This window comes from Bacillus jepli (assembly GCF_047238305.1).
Lineage (GTDB): Bacteria > Bacillota > Bacilli > Bacillales > Bacillaceae_L > Ferdinandcohnia.
This window is the reverse complement of sequence record NZ_JBDFMO010000001.1, coordinates 4,442,195-4,458,942: the sequence shown is the minus strand read 5'-3', so window position 1 is coordinate 4,458,942 and position 16,748 is coordinate 4,442,195. Positions and strand designations below refer to the sequence as shown.

Below are 16,748 nucleotides of genomic sequence, written 5' to 3'. Positions count from 1 at the left end.
GAAAAAGTTTTAGGGAGGGCGAATCAGGTGGAGCAATACATACTTTCATTAGACCAAGGTACCACAAGTTCACGGGCCATTTTGTTTAATCAAAATGGAGAAATCGTTCATGTGGCACAAAAAGAGTTTACACAAATTTTTCCAAAACCAGGCTGGGTAGAGCATAATGCAAATGAAATTTGGGGATCAATTTTATCAGTTGTAGCATCTGTTTTATCGGAAGCGAATGTAAAGCCAGAGCAAATTGCAGGAATTGGGATTACCAACCAACGTGAAACCACGGTAGTTTGGGATATAGAAACGGGTCAGCCTGTATACAATGCGATTGTTTGGCAATCTCGTCAAACAGCTGAAATTTGCGAGGAGCTAAAAGCAAAAGGGCTAAGTGATACATTTCAAAATAAGACAGGTCTACTTATTGATGCTTATTTTTCAGGCACAAAGGTAAAATGGATTTTAGATAATGTAGAAGGTGCACGAGAAAAGGCAGAAGCGGGTAAGCTTCTATTTGGGACGATTGACACATGGTTAATTTGGAAGCTCTCCGGCGGAAAAGCTCATGTTACGGACTATTCAAATGCCTCCAGAACATTGATGTACAATATTTATGAGTTAAAATGGGACGATGAGTTATTAGTGCACTTAACTGTTCCAAAGTCGATGCTTCCAGAAGTTCGTCCATCATCGGATATTTATGCTACGACAGCGCCATTCCACTTCTTTGGTCAAGAGGTACCGATTGCGGGTGCAGCGGGAGACCAACAGGCAGCTCTTTTCGGGCAAGCTTGCTATGAAAAAGGCATGGTGAAAAACACATATGGTACAGGCTGCTTCATGCTAATGAATACGGGTGAAAAAGCAGTACCGTCTAAACATGGATTATTGACAACAATCGCATGGGGAATTAACGGTAAAGTTGAATACGCTTTAGAAGGAAGTATATTTGTCGCAGGTTCAGCGATTCAGTGGCTTCGTGATGGACTCCGTATGTTTAAAGACGCAAAAGATAGTGAAAGATATGCCCAGAAAGTTGAATCAACTGATGGGGTCTATGTTGTTCCTGCATTTGTAGGACTTGGGGCACCATACTGGGATAGTGATGTTCGTGGAGCTGTATTTGGTCTGACACGTGGGACCTCAAAGGAGCATTTTATTCGTGCAACCTTGGAATCATTGGCATACCAAACAAAGGATGTCTTAACTGCGATGGAAGCCGATTCAGGCATTTCTTTGAAGAAACTACGTGTCGATGGTGGGGCCGTTAAAAACAATTTCCTCATGGAATTTCAATGTGGCATTCTAGGCGTGCCGGTGGAACGACCAGTCATAAATGAAACAACTGCATTGGGTGCTGCTTATTTAGCAGGTCTAGCAGTCGGCTATTGGAAGGATCAGTCTGAAATTTCAAGTCAATGGGCAATTGACCAAACCTTCGAACCAAAAATGAGTGAAAATCAGCGTGATGAATTATATAACGGCTGGAAAAAAGCAGTACATGCGGCTGTTGTCTTTAAATAAAGATATGCTATAATAAAGATAAGTTAATCATTCGGTAGGAGATTGGGAGAGACCGCAGAAGCATTGTCACTGTTGTGCAATGTCTTTTGTGGTCTCTTTTTTTCTACCTCTTTCAAGGAGTGGAAATCATGACGAAGTTCTCAGGTTTAGATAGAAGTTCTATTTTAGCGGAGATGGCAAAAGAGGTTCAAGACTTATTCATTATTGGTGGAGGAATCACAGGTGCCGGAATTGAACTTGATGCTTCAACCCGTGGACTTAAAACGGCCCTTGTTGAAATGCAGGACTTTGCAGCCGGAACATCAAGCCGTTCCACAAAGCTTGTGCATGGTGGTCTTCGCTATTTAAAACAGTTTGAAGTCGGTTTAGTAGCTGAGGTAGGTAAAGAAAGAGCAATTGTGTATGAAAATGGTCCACATGTAACAACACCTGAGTGGATGCTGTTGCCACTCCATAAGGGAGGCACATTTGGAAAATTTTCAACATCCATTGGGCTCCGGGTTTACGATTTTTTAGCAGGAGTAAAGAGGTCAGAAAGAAGATCAATGTTAAATGCAGAGGAAACACTAGCAAAGGAACCTCTCATTAAGAAGGATGAACTAAAAGGTGGCGGCTATTATGTTGAGTATCGAACAGATGATGCACGACTAACCATTGAGGTCATGAAAAAGGCTATTGAAAAAGGGGCAAAAGCAGTTAATTATGCCAAGGTGGAATCCTTTATTTATGAAAATAAAAAAGTAAAAGGTGTAAACGTAGTCGACCAATTGACTGGTAAAGAATATAAAATTTTCGCAAAGAAAATTGTAAATGCAACTGGCCCATGGGTAGATACAATGCGTGAAGCGGATAATTCTAAAAATGGCAAAGTCTTAAGGCTTACCAAAGGTGTCCATATCGTCATTGACCAATCCAAGTTTCCGTTAAAGCAAGCCGTTTACTACGATACTCCAGACGGACGGATGGTGTTCGCAATCCCACGTGACGGAAAGACATACGTCGGAACAACGGATACATTTTATGATAAAGATACAGCTCACCCGACAGTAACTGCAGGGGACCGTACGTATTTAATTAACACCATTAACTACATGTTCCCGACTGTAAAAGTAAAGGATTCTGATATCGAATCAAGTTGGGCTGGAGTACGTCCACTGATTTATGAAGAAGGAAAGGATCCTTCTGAAATCTCACGTAAAGATGAAATCTGGGTTTCCGATTCTGGTTTAATCACAATCGCAGGTGGGAAATTAACCGGTTACCGCAAAATGGCTGAAACCGTGGTAGATAAAGTAGGAAAGCTTTTAGCGGAAGAAGGTTATACTGCGGGGCTTAAACCTTGTCATACAAAGGATATTCCTATATCTGGAGGGAATATTGGCGGTTCTAAAAATTATCCAGGGTTTGTTGCTGAAAAAGTAGAGCAGTTAGTAAAAGATTTCCAGATCTCTCATGAGGAAGCAGATAAACTAACACGATTATATGGTTCGAATATTGATACTGTGATAAGGATTATGAAGGAATCTAAGGATAAAGCAAACGAAATAGGACTACCTCTTTCAATCCTTGCATCCCTTGAATATAGCCTGCAGTATGAAATGGTCACTAAACCAATCGATTTCCTCATTCGCCGAACAGGTGCCATGTTCTTCAATATTGATTGGGTCAACCAATGGAAAAAACAGATTGTGGCATACATGGCGGATCGGTTTAACTGGACTGAAGATGAAAAACAAGGCTACGAAGTTGAGGTCGAGTTCTATATAAAAGATGCAACCGAGCCAAGTGGAGAGGATATGTAACAGACGGAGAAATCCGTCTGTTTTTTTACGGACGGGGCTAGTGAATCGGATATCAATCATTTGGCAGACTGACGGAAAAGGGTTTACCGGTATATCAGTTGATGAAAAAATAGTTGGCGATATACCGCAAAAGGGTTTACCGGTATATCAGTTGATGAAAAAGTAATTGGTGATATACCGCAAAAGTGTTTACCGGTATATCAGCTCCAAGAAAAGTACTTGGCGATATACCGCAAAAGGGTTCACCGGTATATCAGATCCAAGAAAAGTAATTGGTGATATACCGCAAAAGGGTTTATCGGTATATCAGAGTAGGAAAAAGTAGTTGGCGATATACCGCAAAAGGGTTCACCGGTATATCAGATCCAAGAAAAGTACTTGGCGATATACCGCAAAAGGGTTTATCGGTATATCAGAGTAGGAAAAAGTACGTGGTGATATACCGCAAAAGGGTTTACCGGTATATCAGATCCAAGAAAAGTACTTGGTGATATACCGCAAAAGCGTTTAGCGGTATATCAGCTCCAAGAAAAGTAGCTGGCGATATACCGCAAAAGGGTTCACTGGTATATCAGATCCAAGAAAAGTACTTGGCGATATACCGCAAAAGGGTTTATCGGTATATCAGAGTAGGAAAAAGTACTTGGTGATATACCGCAAAAGGGTTTATCGGTATATCAGAGTAGGAAAAAGTACTTGGTGATATACCGCAAAAGGGCTTACCGGTATATCAGCTTCAAGAAAAGTACTTGGTGATATACCGCAAAAGTGTTTACCGGTATATCAGCTTCAAGAAAAGTACTTGGTGATATACCGCAAAAGTGTTTACCGGTATATCAGCTCCAAGAAAAGTAGCTGGCGATATACCGCAAAAGTGTTTACCGGTATATCAGCTCCAAGAATAGTAGTTGGCGATATAACGCAAAAGGGTTTATCAGTATACCAGACCACAAAAAAGATTCCGTGATATACCGTAACAGATTATTTCAAAATGTAAATCTGTCCGTAAAAACTAGTCTTTTTCCTCATTTTTATTTAAAATTGTACAATCTGTGATAAAATGAATTGGAAATGAACAGGATTTTATATAGAATAAATAGAAGATAAAACCAACATTAAGTTTACAATTGAAAACGGGAGGTTCATTGTATATGAGCTGGATGGAAAAATATAACCAATGGCTGAACATGCCGGGGTTAGATCAAGAAATCAAGAATGCATTACTTGAAAAGAAGGACAATCAAAAAGAACTTGAAGATTGCTTTTATAAAAATCTCGAGTTTGGAACTGGTGGAATGCGTGGAGAAATCGGACCAGGGACAAACCGGATGAACCTATATACAGTAAGGAAGGCTTCAGCAGGGCTTGCAGCTTTTATCGAATCTTACGGAGAAGAAGCAAAACGTCGTGGGGTTGCAATTGCATTTGACTCCCGTCATAAATCACCTGAATTTGCAATGGAGGCAGCAAAGACCCTCGCTACTCATGGAATTCAAACGTATGTCTTTGACGAACTCCGACCAACACCAGAACTTTCTTATGCCGTTCGTCATCTAAATGCTTTTTCTGGAATCGTAGTGACAGCGAGTCACAATCCACCAGAATATAATGGCTATAAGGTATACGGTTCTGATGGTGGACAACTACCGCCTGAAGCTGCTGATATGGTGATTGAAAAAGTAAATGCCATCGAAAATGAGCTTGAGTTAAAGGTAGACAGCGAGAAAGAATTAAAGGCTTCTGGACTTATTCAAATCATTGGTACAGAAATCGATAATGCTTATACTGAAAAACTAAAGACAATCTCGCTTAACCCTGAACTTTCACAGGTTGGCGTAAAAGTTGTGTTTACACCACTTCATGGAACAGCGAACAAACCAGTTCGTAACGGTCTAAAAGCATTTGGCTACGAAAATGTGACAGTCGTAAAAGAACAAGAGCTTCCGGATCCAAATTTCTCAACTGTGAAATCACCTAACCCTGAAGAACATGCAGCGTTTGAACTAGCGATTAAAGAGGGAAACAACATTGGTGCTGACATTTTAATCGGAACTGACCCTGATGCAGACCGTTTAGGGGTTGCTGTAAAAGATGATAAAGGTGAATATGTCGTCTTGACGGGGAACCAAACAGGAGCTATTTTCCTTCACTACATTTTGTCTGAAAAGAAAAAGCAAGGAATCCTTCCTGAAAATGGAGTGGTTCTAAAGACAATCGTAACATCTGAAATTGGACGTGAAATTGCTAAATCATTTGATCTTGATACAGTAGATACACTTACAGGTTTTAAATTTATCGGTGAAAAAATCAAAGAGTACGAAAAAACTGGAGAATATAAATTCCAATTTGGTTATGAAGAAAGCTATGGCTACCTAATTGGAGATTTTGTTCGTGATAAGGATGCTGTCCAAGCTGCTTTATTAGCGGTTGAAGTTTGTGCTTATTATAAAAACCAAGGGATGACGATGTACGAAGGCTTAATGGCGATTTTTGAGAAATATGGCTATTATCGTGAAGGCCTTGAATCCTTAACATTAAAAGGAAAAGAAGGTGCAGAGCAGATCAACGATCTCCTTGCAAGCTTCCGTAGTGAACCACCAACAGTTGTTGCGAGTCGTAAGGTAATCCGCATTGAGGACTATAAGGAAAGTGTTCGCACAAATGTGGAAGAAGGTCAAAAAGAGGAAATTAAGCTTCCTAAATCAAATGTGTTAAAATACTTCCTCGAAGATGGCTCATGGTTCTGCTTACGTCCATCTGGAACAGAGCCAAAAGTGAAATTTTACTTTGGTGTTAAAGGAAATTCATTAACAGACAGCCAAAATGTGTTAAATGATATTTCTTCTGATGTCATGGAACAAGTCCATAACATATTAAAATAAAAACAAGGCCCTCGGGTCTTGTTTTTTTATGTAATGAGTGAGGGATTTTCCCCCACTACATATGAGCAGCTAATTCTTCCATGCTTTCTGAGGATGCATGGTCAATATAGCGGAGTAAAGAATATAACTGTCGTTCGATGATCGAGTAGTCTTTTTCAAAATTATAAGCATGTAAAAAGTGTTCGATTTTTTTCGAAAGGAAATCATCCTTTGTTCGAACCATTAAAATAAGAAGGTTGTCCCACTGAGAACGATGTGTGTAGTATAGTGCTTTGTCGTAGTCTACGGTATTCACTGCTTTCCCTCCTCTTTAGGAGTTGATTTTAGTTTGTGGAGAAAACAAGATTTTTCTCGGTGTAAATCTTGGACAAGAAGCCAAAACAATTATGAATACATAAATCAGAGTGCTTTTTATCATTAGAAAAAATAAAATGACTAATTTCTCCTATAAAAGCGCAAAATACAATTGATTTTTACATAGGAGGTCAAGTTCAGTGATAAAAAAAATATGGATTTCAACTCTCTGTAGTATCTTTCTTTTAGTAGGTGGCAGCTTCGTAAGTGCGCAACAGAAACCACCTCAAAAACCACCACAACAAGAACAACCAATGCCATCTGACTATGAAAAATGGGGTAAGATTGCAGTTGAATTGGCAAAATTAAATTATCCGGACAGCAGGATTAGTGATTATCAATATAAAGGGCGAGAAGAAATCACGGATAAGCAATCAAAAGATACGTTTGAATTAAGAATCCAAACAAAAGAGCGTACGTTTACAGCGAAGGTCATGATCTTGTTTAATCCGCAAACAGAATCTCTTTTATCCTTAAGTATTGAGGAAGTGAAGTAGAAGAATCGGCCGCATTTTTTGTGGCCTATTTCCGTTAAAAACATATAACATTAAAATCCCCCATTCATCATTTTGACCAATTCCTCATAAATTGTGATAAGGACGAAAAGGGGGAGATCAACTGTGAGAGATTCGGACCGTCAGGCGCTCGAGTATGCAATTGATGAAATTACAGAAATTGCAGAAGGATTTGGGCTTGATTTTTATCCAATGAGATACGAAATTTGTCCTGCTGATATCATTTATACATTCGGTGCTTACGGAATGCCAACGCGCTTTTCCCATTGGAGTTTTGGAAAGCAATTTTATCGAATGAAGCTACAGTATGATTTAGGTTTAAGTAAAATTTACGAACTCGTTATCAATTCTGACCCATGTTATGCGTTTTTGCTTGATTCCAATTCCCTCATTCAAAACAAATTAATTGTCGCTCACGTACTTGCTCACTGTGATTTTTTCAAAAATAATTTTCGTTTTAGCAATACTAAACGAGATATGGTCGAAAGCATGGCTGCAACAGCTGAGCGAGTAAAACATTATGAGCATTTATACGGAAAACTTGAGGTGGAGAACTTTTTAGATGCTGTATTGGCGATCCAAGAACATATCGACCCATCCCTAATGAGACCAAAGCTTGCATGGAGTCTGGAGGATGAGGAAGAGGAAGAAGTGAAACGAAAGTCATCGCCTTATGATGATTTATGGAACTTGGATAAAAAGCCAACAGATGAGAAGCAGATTACTCGAAAGAAAAAGAAATTCCCACCGCAGCCTGAAAAAGATCTTCTTCTATTCATTGAACAGTACAGTCGCGAGCTTGAGGATTGGCAACGCGATATTTTAACGATGATGCGTGAGGAAATGCTTTATTTCTGGCCACAGCTTGAAACAAAGATCATGAACGAAGGCTGGGCTTCGTATTGGCACCAGCGCATTCTCAGAGAAATGGAGCTTACTTCTGATGAAGCAATTGAGTTTGCTAAGCTCAATGCAGGCGTTGTTCAGCCATCAAAAACAAGCATTAATCCATATTATTTAGGTTTAAAAATCTTTGAGGATATTGAGGAACGCTATAATAATCCAACAAAAGAAATGCTAGAGCGCGGTGTAAAACCAGGATCAGGTCGTGAAAAAATCTTTGAAGTCCGTGAAGTTGAGTCCGATATTTCATTCATTCGAAATTATTTAACAAAGGATTTAGTGTTACGTGAAGATATGTATCTGTTCCAAAAACAAGGTCGTGATTATAAAATTATTGATAAGCAGTGGGAACAGGTCCGCGATCAGCTTGTAAATATGAGGGTGAATGGAGGGTTTCCATATATCACCGTTAATGAGGGCGATTATCTAAAAAGTGGTGAGCTCTACCTAAAACACTGGTATGAGGATATTGAGTTAGACTTGAAATATCTTGAAAAAGTACTGCCTTACATTTACCAGCTGTGGGGCAGACCTGTCCAAATGGAAACCATACTCGAGAATAAAACCGTTGTGTTTACGTATGATGGAAAAACGGTGCATAGGAAGTATATCTAAGAACGATGAAGCTGCCTTTAGGTGGCTTTTTTTATGTGGGAAATTCTGAAAAAGGTGACCTTCATCACAGAATTAAAAGGGAAAATAAACTACAATAGAATGAAAATCGGGAGGGGAATAAAATTGGAAAGAGAAAATTTACCATTAGTATATTCATGTTCTGGTTGTTCATCGGCTGCACAAACTGCAAACACAATCGCGATAAAAATGGACCGCGACAATGTTGCAGAAATGTCCTGCATTGCAGGAGTTGGTGGTGATGTCAAACCCCTAGTTAAAACGGCAAAATCAGGACGTGATATCATAGCAATTGATGGGTGTCCGCTTGCATGCTGTAAGCATATTTTAGCAAGACATGATATCGAAGCAAAGCATCATTTCATACTCACAAATTTTGATGTTCCAAAAAGACAACATGAAGATCCAGACCCTCAACTTACGCTACGTACATACAATCAGATTTTGGAGATAACGATATAATTCTATCTTGGATTGCCTCATTTTGATGGAGCTAAAATTACATAAGGTAAGTGAAGAAATTTGAGTACCTGTTATAGAATGTAATTAGTAGGCTCTACTTATCAGGGAGGTCATTATGTATAGGAAAATTCTTTTAGCAGCAGATGGATCCCAGCATTCGAAACGGGCAGCTGAAAATGCAATTCTGCTTGCAGATGGCAATCCATATGCAAAAATTGAAATTGTTTATGTGGTTGACCATAATAAAGTAAAATCCGATGTATTAGAAAATTGGAATGTCCCTGATATTGGTGACAGTCGGAGGTTTCGTTTAAGAGAAATAGAAAAACGAGTGAGAGATTCAGGGATTGTCTATGAACTCATATTTCTCCACGGTGATCCAGGACCAACAATTGTTAGTTATGCCAATAAAAATCAATTTGATATTGTGATCATTGGAAGTAGAGGATTAAATGTCTTGCAAGAGTTTGTCCTAGGTAGTGTAAGTCACAAAGTGGCAAAGCGTGCCAATTGTCCAGTGTTGATTGTAAAATGAAAATAGAGGCAGTTAGACTTTTCAAGGAAAAGGACTAACTGCCTTTTGTTTTGAGCAGGAATCTAAAAACTACCATAAAGGATTTACGTTAATTATAATGCTGTGGTGAAAATGAGAGAAACAAAGAGGATTGAGAAGATAATATAACTTGTTCGCGTTTACATAGGTGTTTCACAGAAAGGCGCCAATCAGTTATACTATGTTTTGTTCACGACGGACCCGACTTTTATGAGAGTTAAAAGTCAATATAATAAAATAGAAAGAGGTGCTGATTTGAATAAATCAACATTTAAAACTGAATGGTTTGGGAATATACGAGGAGATATTCTAGCAGGGATCGTTGTTGCACTTGCACTCATCCCAGAGGCAATTGCCTTTTCACTGATTGCAGGAGTTGACCCAATGATTGGGTTATATGCGTCGTTCTGTATTGCAGTTACAATTGCGTTCGTTGGAGGAAGACCTGGTATGATTTCTGCAGCAACCGGCGCAACTGCGTTGTTAATGGTAACATTGGTTGCCGATTATGGCCTCCAATATTTACTGGCTGCAACAATTTTAACGGGGATTATCCAAATTATCATGGGTGTGCTAAAGCTGGGAAGACTCATGAAATTTGTTCCACGTTCCGTTATGACAGGTTTCGTGAATTCACTTGCGATTCTTATTTTTGCTGCTCAATTGCCGCATTTTGCAGGTGAATCATGGCAAATGTATGCAATGGTAGCTGGAGCATTAGCGATTATTTATATCTTCCCACGTTTTACAAAAGCATTACCATCACCATTAGTTGCGATCGTAGTTATGACGATTGTAGCAGTCATGACAAATAGTGGAGTACGTACGATTGGGGATATGGGTGAACTCCCATCAACATTACCGATCTTTCTATTGCCTGATATTCCACTGAATTTTGAAACATTAAAAATTATTTTTCCTTACTCTCTATCAATCGCCATTGTGGGATTAGTTGAATCCTTATTAACGGCTTCTATTGTTGACGATATGACAGATACGGAAAGTGATAAAAATAAAGAAGCACGTGGGCAAGGGATTGCGAATATTGTCTCAGGTTTCTTTGGAGGAATGGCTGGTTGCGCGATGATCGGTCAATCTGTAATCAACGTAAAATCAGGTGGCCGTGGAAGACTTTCTGCGTTTGTTGCCGGTACGTTCTTGATGGTCTTAATTTTAGTATTAAAGGACTTCTTAGTCCAAATTCCAATGGCAGCCCTTGTAGGGGTTATGTTCATGGTTTCGATTGGAACATTTGACTGGTCTTCATTACGCAACCTGCATAAGGTTCCAATTACGGACACGATTGTAATGATTGTAACAGTCATTACCGTATTACAAACTCACGACCTTTCAAAAGGTGTTTTAGTTGGGATTATTTTAAGTGCCATTTTCTTTGCTTCTAAAATTTCAAAAGTAACGGTTACAAGTCTATCATCAAAGAATTCACATAAAAAGGTGTACCACGTTTCAGGACAATTGTTCTTTGCATCCGTTACTGATTTTGTAAATGGCTTTGATTACAAAGAAGATGTGCAAGAAATTGAATTAGACCTATCAAATGCCCATCTTTGGGATGACTCAGCGGTAGGTGCAATTGATAAGATCGTTTTTAAATACCATCAAAATGGTGTAAAAGTAAACATTAAAGGCTTAAATACAGAAAGTAATAAATTAGTAGAGAAACTCGCTGTTTATAAGACGCCAGGCGCTCTTGATAAAGTGGCAAATCAATAAGGTTGAAGACACGCTGATCATTGATAGTGAGTGTTAAATGATAAAGGTTGCTTTTTACATAAAGCAACCTTTTGTTTATGTATTTACGCCAAAGCGTCTTCTTTACCTAAGGTTAGAATAATCTTTCTTATGAGTAATCCAAGCACAATCCCCGGAATAACACAAATCATTGGGAAAAAGACTGGCCCAAATGTGATTCCAAAAAAGACTGCTTTCGGTGCGACCATTAATCCGACTGTCACACAATAAGCACAGAAGGCAAATGGCAAAAAGGAATAGGGTGCTTTTCCACCACCAGCTTCCTTAAAAGCATCCCACATGGCGAAGAAGTATAGACAGGGATAAAACATGAGCCACCCATAATCAATTGATCTTAGTGCTTGTTGGGTTTCACCTAAGAAGCTAAGCATGATAGCCTCATTAAAATTTGCACAGGAATTGACCAAGAACTCTAAGAAAATAAAGGTGAGTCCTTTCACATATTGTTTATTTAATAATTGTCCGAACCCCGGTAATGCAATACTCCAAAAAATACGTTCTACAGCCTTCACATTCGTTTTATCCACCACACTTCAATTTCTATATACATATTTTCTTATATTTCCCAGTTAATTATTCATCGAATTTTCCTTGAGAAAAAGCACCTGTATTTTTAGGTGCTTCACATATACTCATTTGGTGGAGCCGGCATCCCATGAATATTGGTTCTATCAAAGGTATTGTTTTCAGGTGGTTGCTCTTGAAATGATGGTTCTGCATGTTGATTAACCGGTGCATTCACTTCAGATTGAACGTGTGTGGGGTCGACTTCTTGTGAATAGACATCATCGTTTTGATTAGAATAGTCTTGCTGGTTATTCGGCGGAGCCTGGTAGCCTTGATACTCATTTTGATCACTGTGTGCTGGGTTGAAGTAATCCTGTTGTACATTTTGATGTTGTTGTGGTTGGTTGATACTTATTTGTTGCTGAGTGTATCCTTGAGATGGCTGAGCATGGCCTGGTTCTTGATTTTGTGTGGGCATACTTTGTTGGCGTGTAGTTGGCTCATTTTGATTTTGTAATTGTTTAGCAACTTCTGTAAGAGCTTCTGCTGGTGTATCTGGGATCTTGTCAAAAAATCCTCTACCTTTATCTGGATTAGAAATAATCCCAAGTGCGGCAAGAAAACCGATAATGGCTGTCACATACGTTTCCCATGTCGTTAAATCTATTTGCATTCCTAAATCTTTTAACACCATATATAAAATTGATGCAAGAGAGACCCATAATCCGTAATTTTTCCATTTCATATGCTAATAACTCCTTTAAATAGTCTCCTTGCATCTTATTCGGATTTTCAAAAAAACGTGCACAATGCGGATCAGGTTGTACTACTAACAAAAAAAGCCCCTAAAAATGGGGCGTCAACGTTGCTGATTCATCTTGCAATCTTTCTAATATTCTTCTTTTACGGTATAACATATTACCAGTCTCGGTTAGATCCTGGATCATGGACCGATTGGAGATGGCTCCAAAAATAATCCCTGCGATTGGTATCATTTGAAGAAGCTTCTTCCAACCAAATTGGTCGCGGTACGTATATACAACCTCACGCCATCCTTGTAGCTGCGACATCATTTCATTTGAAGAACTTCGACTGTGATAAAAAGTGGAAAGTTCCTTTAAGATTGCCTGTTTTCCAACAACATCTGCAGAAGAAAACTGTAGGCATTTTATAATAAAGATTCGTTCATTTTTTTCATTAGGATCATAACCGTGAATGATGGCTATTTCTTGAAGTGTTTTTAATGACATCCCAAGCAAGGCGGGGATATCAACTGCAAGTGTAAAAATTCCACCGATTCCTGTTGTTGCTCCTTGAAGTGTTGCCAGCTTTGTCCATTTTTCGGCATGCTCATGACTCGCTTCGATCATGACTTGAAGTGGAAGTTTCTCAATATCTGTGATACTTTCAACTTGAGTATTTGCTTTCTTTTCAACAAGATTTAAAATCGCTTTTTCTTGAATGAGATATTTGCCACCGGTTTGAATATAGCTGCCAATTTCATCGAGGAGTAGACCTATTTTTTCGTGGATAAATTTTGGAGTCAGCTTATCAAGTATTTTAAAAGGGATTCTACCGATTCGTTCCCAAAACCATAATCCACTTTGGCTTTTTTCCCAAGCTTCTATTTTCGTTAATTCATCTTCAAGCAGTTGTTTGGATTCCATTTACATACCTCTTTCATTTTTAATCGCTATTCTGTATTACGTATTTATGTAAAAATGGTTTCAAAGTTTAAATAGGACTTGATTATGTTTGACCAGACTACTGTTAGTTTTCCACAAAATGGAATAAAGTGGCGTTCTAGGTGGATTCGAGTACCATCAACCTCCTAAAAACAGGAAACCGGTGGTGCTCCAGATGGTTTCGAGTACCGTCAACCTCCTAGAAACAGGAAACTGATGACACTCCAAGTGGATTCGAGTACCAACAACCTACTAGAAACAGGAAACTGATGACACTCCAGGTGGATTCGAGTACCGTCAACCTCCTAGAAACAGGAAACTGATGACACTCCAGGTGGATTCGAACACCGTCAACCTCCTCAAAACAGGAAACTGCTGCCACCTCAGGCATCCATTCCAATCCAAATACAAAACACTCAATAATAATGGTATAATATTTTTTACCAGAATAAGGGTGTGATTGGATGAATGTACTTTTTGTCATGATCGGTGGATTTCTTGGGGCGATTTGCCGTTATTTACTTGGTGAATGGGTACCTGCTCCAAATGGTTTTCCGATGGGTACCTTAACCGTCAATTTAATGGGTTGTTTATGTTTAGGATGGTTATTAACCTTTGTAGCTACTCGTAAAAATGTAAATCCGAAAATATCTCTGTTGTTCGGAACAGGGTTTATCGGATCATTCACAACATTTTCTACTTTTTCAGTTGAAATGGTCCACTTATTGGAAAACGGAAATGTAGGAATAGCTTTATTATATGTTGTATTAAGTCTCTTTGTAGGACTATTCCTATCATATGTAGGCTATCGTTTGGCTAAATTGCGCAAAATGGGTGAGGAATCTTGATGATACTAGTCGGCATCGGAGGGGCAGTGGGGGCTGCAAGTAGATATTTGGCGGGCATATGGATTGGAAAGAAAACCGGAAATGCGTTCCCATATCCTACCCTATTCATAAATATCGTGGGATCATTTTTATTAGGAATACTAACAGGTATGCATCAAATCCAAATCATTCCTCAGTGGTGTTGGTTATTGCTGGGAGTAGGTTTTTGTGGAGCTTTTACAACGTTTTCGACATTTGGATATGAAGCAATTCAATTATTTTTAGCTAAACAATCAACGAAAGCGTATCTATACATATTGGCATCGACCATTATATGTACCATTTCTGCCTATATCGGAATTCTACTTATAACGTAAAAAAGCCAGGTGTATCGCAACACCTGGCTTTTTTAATATACGTTTATTTTTTTAACACGTCATGGTCAACATAGCGTTCGCCATTCATTTCACTGATTACATTAATTGCTACCTTAGCACCGTCACCAGCTGTAATAATGGTGTGAACACTTACACCGGCACATGTACCTGCAGCCCAAATGCCATCGATATTCGTTTTACCAGATGCATCCACATCAAGAACGGTTTTAATACGAGGCTCAGTACCTTCTTTAGTCGCAACACCTGCTGCAGCAGCAACATCAGTTAAAGCGCCAGTTGCAAAAATAACGTATTTTCCTTCGTAATCCCCATTTTCAGTGACAACCTTAAAACCGTTTTCAGTTTTTTCGACAGATGTAACGGCCTGTTGAACAACTTCAGCACCAAATTTTGCTGCTTGTTTTTGCCCAGTTTCCACTAGATCTGGACCTTCAATTTCCATAACGCCATAATGGTTTTCCACCCATGCACGTTTGGTCATACCTTTATCACTATCTAAAAGTAATGTTTTCTTTCCAGCTTTTGCTGTAAATAAAGCTGCACTCGCACCAGCAGGGCCAGCTCCGACAATCACAATATCAAACATCGTACAAGCACTCCTTTATGTAAAATAGTATTCAATGATAATTATAACCATTTCCAGCATGCCAATCTAATTTTTTGCTTAAAAAAGGGATAAAAAGGAATCCCTTTTATCCCTACATTGTTTCTGAAGTTTGGTTATAGGTTTGCTTTGTTTGAACCACCAATTTCGTGCTTCGATCATGAAGAAAATAATAAAGCACTATACCTAATAGAACATAAAAGCCACTAAAGAAATAAAACGTCCCAAGCCCGATTTTCGCACTAAGAAGGCCAACAACGGATGATCCTAAACCGATTCCTGTGTCATAAATGGATAAGAAAGTAGCAGTCGCTGTACCTCTGCGTCTTGGTGCCGCAGCTTGAACAGCAATTGTTTGGAAGCTTGGAAATAACGTTCCCCATCCTAAGCCGATTAAGGCAGCTGCTACTAGAAATGTAAAGGAAGTTGATGAAGTTCCAAGGAATAGCATTCCAATTGCAAAGACCACAATCGACGGATAGATAATTTTATTTGCGCCATATTGGTCAAACCATCTTCCAGTGAAAGGTCTAGAAAGGATAAGTACGACCGCATATACCATGAAAAAGAAACTTGAAACCTCTAATAGTCCAATTTCCTGTGCATATACAGAAACGAAAGATAAAAGGGAAGAGTACACAATCCCTAATAATCCACCGACAATTGAGATTTTTATGGCAGGAACCTCGAAGAGATCTCCAAAAGATAATTTTGTTTTCACTGACTTTTGAACTGTTGCTTTTTCTTGTGCTCTTGCAGGTACTTTAACAAAATAACCTGTCACTAATGCAAGGATGGCACAAATTGCACCAACGATAAATACGCTATCCATTCCTGATTGATTCATTAACGTTAAGCCTAAAAATGGACCAATGACCATTGCTAGGTTGTTTGACATGATAAAGTATCCCATTCCTTCACCTTTACGTGTATCTGGGATAATGTCGGCGATGATTCCACCAGCAGCTGTTGTTGCCATTCCAAATCCAATTCCATGAAACAAACGTAAAAGTAAAACGGAATAAATGGATGGAGTGAAAAAGTAAAAAAGTGATGAAATCATGAAAATAAGTAAGGAAAGAGAAAGGACTTTCTTTCTTCCGATGGTATTAAGCCATTTTCCCGCAAATGGACGGATGATGATTGCGGAGAATAAAAATACTGTAATCATGAGTCCTGCTTCTAACTCATTTCCACCTAGATCATTTAATGTGTAAATTGGTAATGTAACCAATAAATAATAAAACGTCAAAAAAACAAAGAAATTACTTAAAGATAGATTGAGAAAATCTTTCGTCCAAAGCTTTTGTTTCTCCATGCTGTCTCCTCCTG

16 protein-coding genes are annotated in these 16,748 nt (G+C 38.8%); 10 read left to right on the top strand and 6 right to left on the bottom strand.

Annotation, left to right across the window (positions count from 1 at the left end; genetic code table 11):
• Positions 1-27: 27 nt before the first annotated feature.
• The 3 genes from glpK (at position 28) to ABC371_RS22680 (ending at position 6,202) form a co-directional block, all read left to right on the top strand.
• A complete protein-coding gene (gene glpK / locus ABC371_RS22690) occupies positions 28-1,518 on the top strand; it encodes a glycerol kinase GlpK (RefSeq protein ID WP_412898884.1) in 1,491 nt (496 codons plus the stop codon).
• A gap of 128 nt (positions 1,519-1,646) precedes the next feature.
• Positions 1,647-3,320 (top strand): glycerol-3-phosphate dehydrogenase/oxidase, encoded by a 1,674-nt coding sequence (locus ABC371_RS22685; protein ID WP_412898883.1) that lies wholly within the window; start codon positions 1,647-1,649, stop codon positions 3,318-3,320.
• A 1,151-nt stretch (positions 3,321-4,471) separates the two neighbouring features.
• Complete coding sequence (locus tag ABC371_RS22680; protein WP_412898882.1) at positions 4,472-6,202, top strand: phospho-sugar mutase; 1,731 nt, start codon at positions 4,472-4,474, stop codon at positions 6,200-6,202.
• A gap of 55 nt (positions 6,203-6,257) precedes the next feature.
• Here the strand turns inward: ABC371_RS22680 and ABC371_RS22675 are convergent, their stop codons facing one another.
• Positions 6,258-6,497, bottom strand: coding sequence for a YhdB family protein (locus ABC371_RS22675; protein ID WP_116351360.1), 240 nt, complete (start codon positions 6,495-6,497; stop codon positions 6,258-6,260).
• A 199-nt stretch (positions 6,498-6,696) separates the two neighbouring features.
• On the opposite strand from ABC371_RS22675, the gene ABC371_RS22670 reads away from it, so the two are divergent.
• The 5 genes from ABC371_RS22670 (at position 6,697) to ABC371_RS22650 (ending at position 11,356) form a co-directional block, all read left to right on the top strand.
• Entirely contained in the window at positions 6,697-7,053 is a 357-nt protein-coding gene (locus ABC371_RS22670) for a DUF3889 domain-containing protein (protein WP_412898881.1), read from the top strand.
• A 123-nt stretch (positions 7,054-7,176) separates the two neighbouring features.
• Positions 7,177-8,589, top strand: coding sequence for a SpoVR family protein (locus ABC371_RS22665; RefSeq protein ID WP_412898880.1), 1,413 nt, complete (start codon positions 7,177-7,179; stop codon positions 8,587-8,589).
• 123 nt (positions 8,590-8,712) lie between these two features.
• Positions 8,713-9,069 (top strand): putative zinc-binding protein, encoded by a 357-nt coding sequence (locus ABC371_RS22660; protein ID WP_412898879.1) that lies wholly within the window; start codon positions 8,713-8,715, stop codon positions 9,067-9,069.
• 115 nt (positions 9,070-9,184) lie between these two features.
• Positions 9,185-9,604, top strand: a complete 420-nt coding sequence (locus tag ABC371_RS22655; RefSeq protein ID WP_412898878.1) for a universal stress protein — start codon at positions 9,185-9,187, stop codon at positions 9,602-9,604.
• Positions 9,605-9,877: 273 nt separating this feature from the next.
• Entirely contained in the window at positions 9,878-11,356 is a 1,479-nt protein-coding gene (locus ABC371_RS22650) for a SulP family inorganic anion transporter (RefSeq protein WP_412898877.1), read from the top strand.
• 83 nt (positions 11,357-11,439) lie between these two features.
• On the opposite strand, the gene ABC371_RS22645 is transcribed toward ABC371_RS22650, so the two are convergent.
• The 3 genes from ABC371_RS22645 to ABC371_RS22635 form a co-directional block, all read right to left on the bottom strand.
• Positions 11,440-11,907 (bottom strand): hypothetical protein, encoded by a 468-nt coding sequence (locus ABC371_RS22645; RefSeq protein ID WP_412898876.1) that lies wholly within the window; start codon positions 11,905-11,907, stop codon positions 11,440-11,442.
• A 110-nt stretch (positions 11,908-12,017) separates the two neighbouring features.
• Positions 12,018-12,647, bottom strand: coding sequence for a hypothetical protein (locus ABC371_RS22640; RefSeq protein WP_412898875.1), 630 nt, complete (start codon positions 12,645-12,647; stop codon positions 12,018-12,020).
• A 100-nt stretch (positions 12,648-12,747) separates the two neighbouring features.
• Positions 12,748-13,569: an EcsC family protein gene (locus ABC371_RS22635; RefSeq protein WP_412898874.1), complete on the bottom strand. Its 822-nt coding sequence runs from the start codon at positions 13,567-13,569 to the stop codon at positions 12,748-12,750.
• A 482-nt stretch (positions 13,570-14,051) separates the two neighbouring features.
• On the opposite strand from ABC371_RS22635, the gene crcB (ABC371_RS22630) reads away from it, so the two are divergent.
• Together crcB (ABC371_RS22630) and crcB (ABC371_RS22625) are read left to right on the top strand one after the other, a co-directional pair.
• Positions 14,052-14,435 (top strand): fluoride efflux transporter CrcB, encoded by a 384-nt coding sequence (gene crcB / locus ABC371_RS22630; RefSeq protein ID WP_412898873.1) that lies wholly within the window; start codon positions 14,052-14,054, stop codon positions 14,433-14,435.
• Complete coding sequence (crcB, locus tag ABC371_RS22625; protein ID WP_412898872.1) at positions 14,435-14,791, top strand: fluoride efflux transporter CrcB; 357 nt, start codon at positions 14,435-14,437, stop codon at positions 14,789-14,791. The genes crcB (ABC371_RS22630) and crcB (ABC371_RS22625) overlap by 1 nt, the downstream gene beginning before the upstream one ends.
• A 43-nt stretch (positions 14,792-14,834) precedes the next feature.
• Here crcB (ABC371_RS22625) and ABC371_RS22620 read toward each other — a convergent pair whose 3' ends face one another.
• Both ABC371_RS22620 and ABC371_RS22615 read right to left on the bottom strand, forming a co-directional pair.
• Positions 14,835-15,398, bottom strand: a complete 564-nt coding sequence (locus ABC371_RS22620) for an FAD-dependent oxidoreductase (RefSeq protein ID WP_412898871.1) — start codon at positions 15,396-15,398, stop codon at positions 14,835-14,837.
• 112 nt (positions 15,399-15,510) lie between these two features.
• Positions 15,511-16,734 (bottom strand): MFS transporter, encoded by a 1,224-nt coding sequence (locus ABC371_RS22615; RefSeq protein ID WP_412898870.1) that lies wholly within the window; start codon positions 16,732-16,734, stop codon positions 15,511-15,513.
• Between the last annotated feature and the right edge of the window lie 14 nt (positions 16,735-16,748).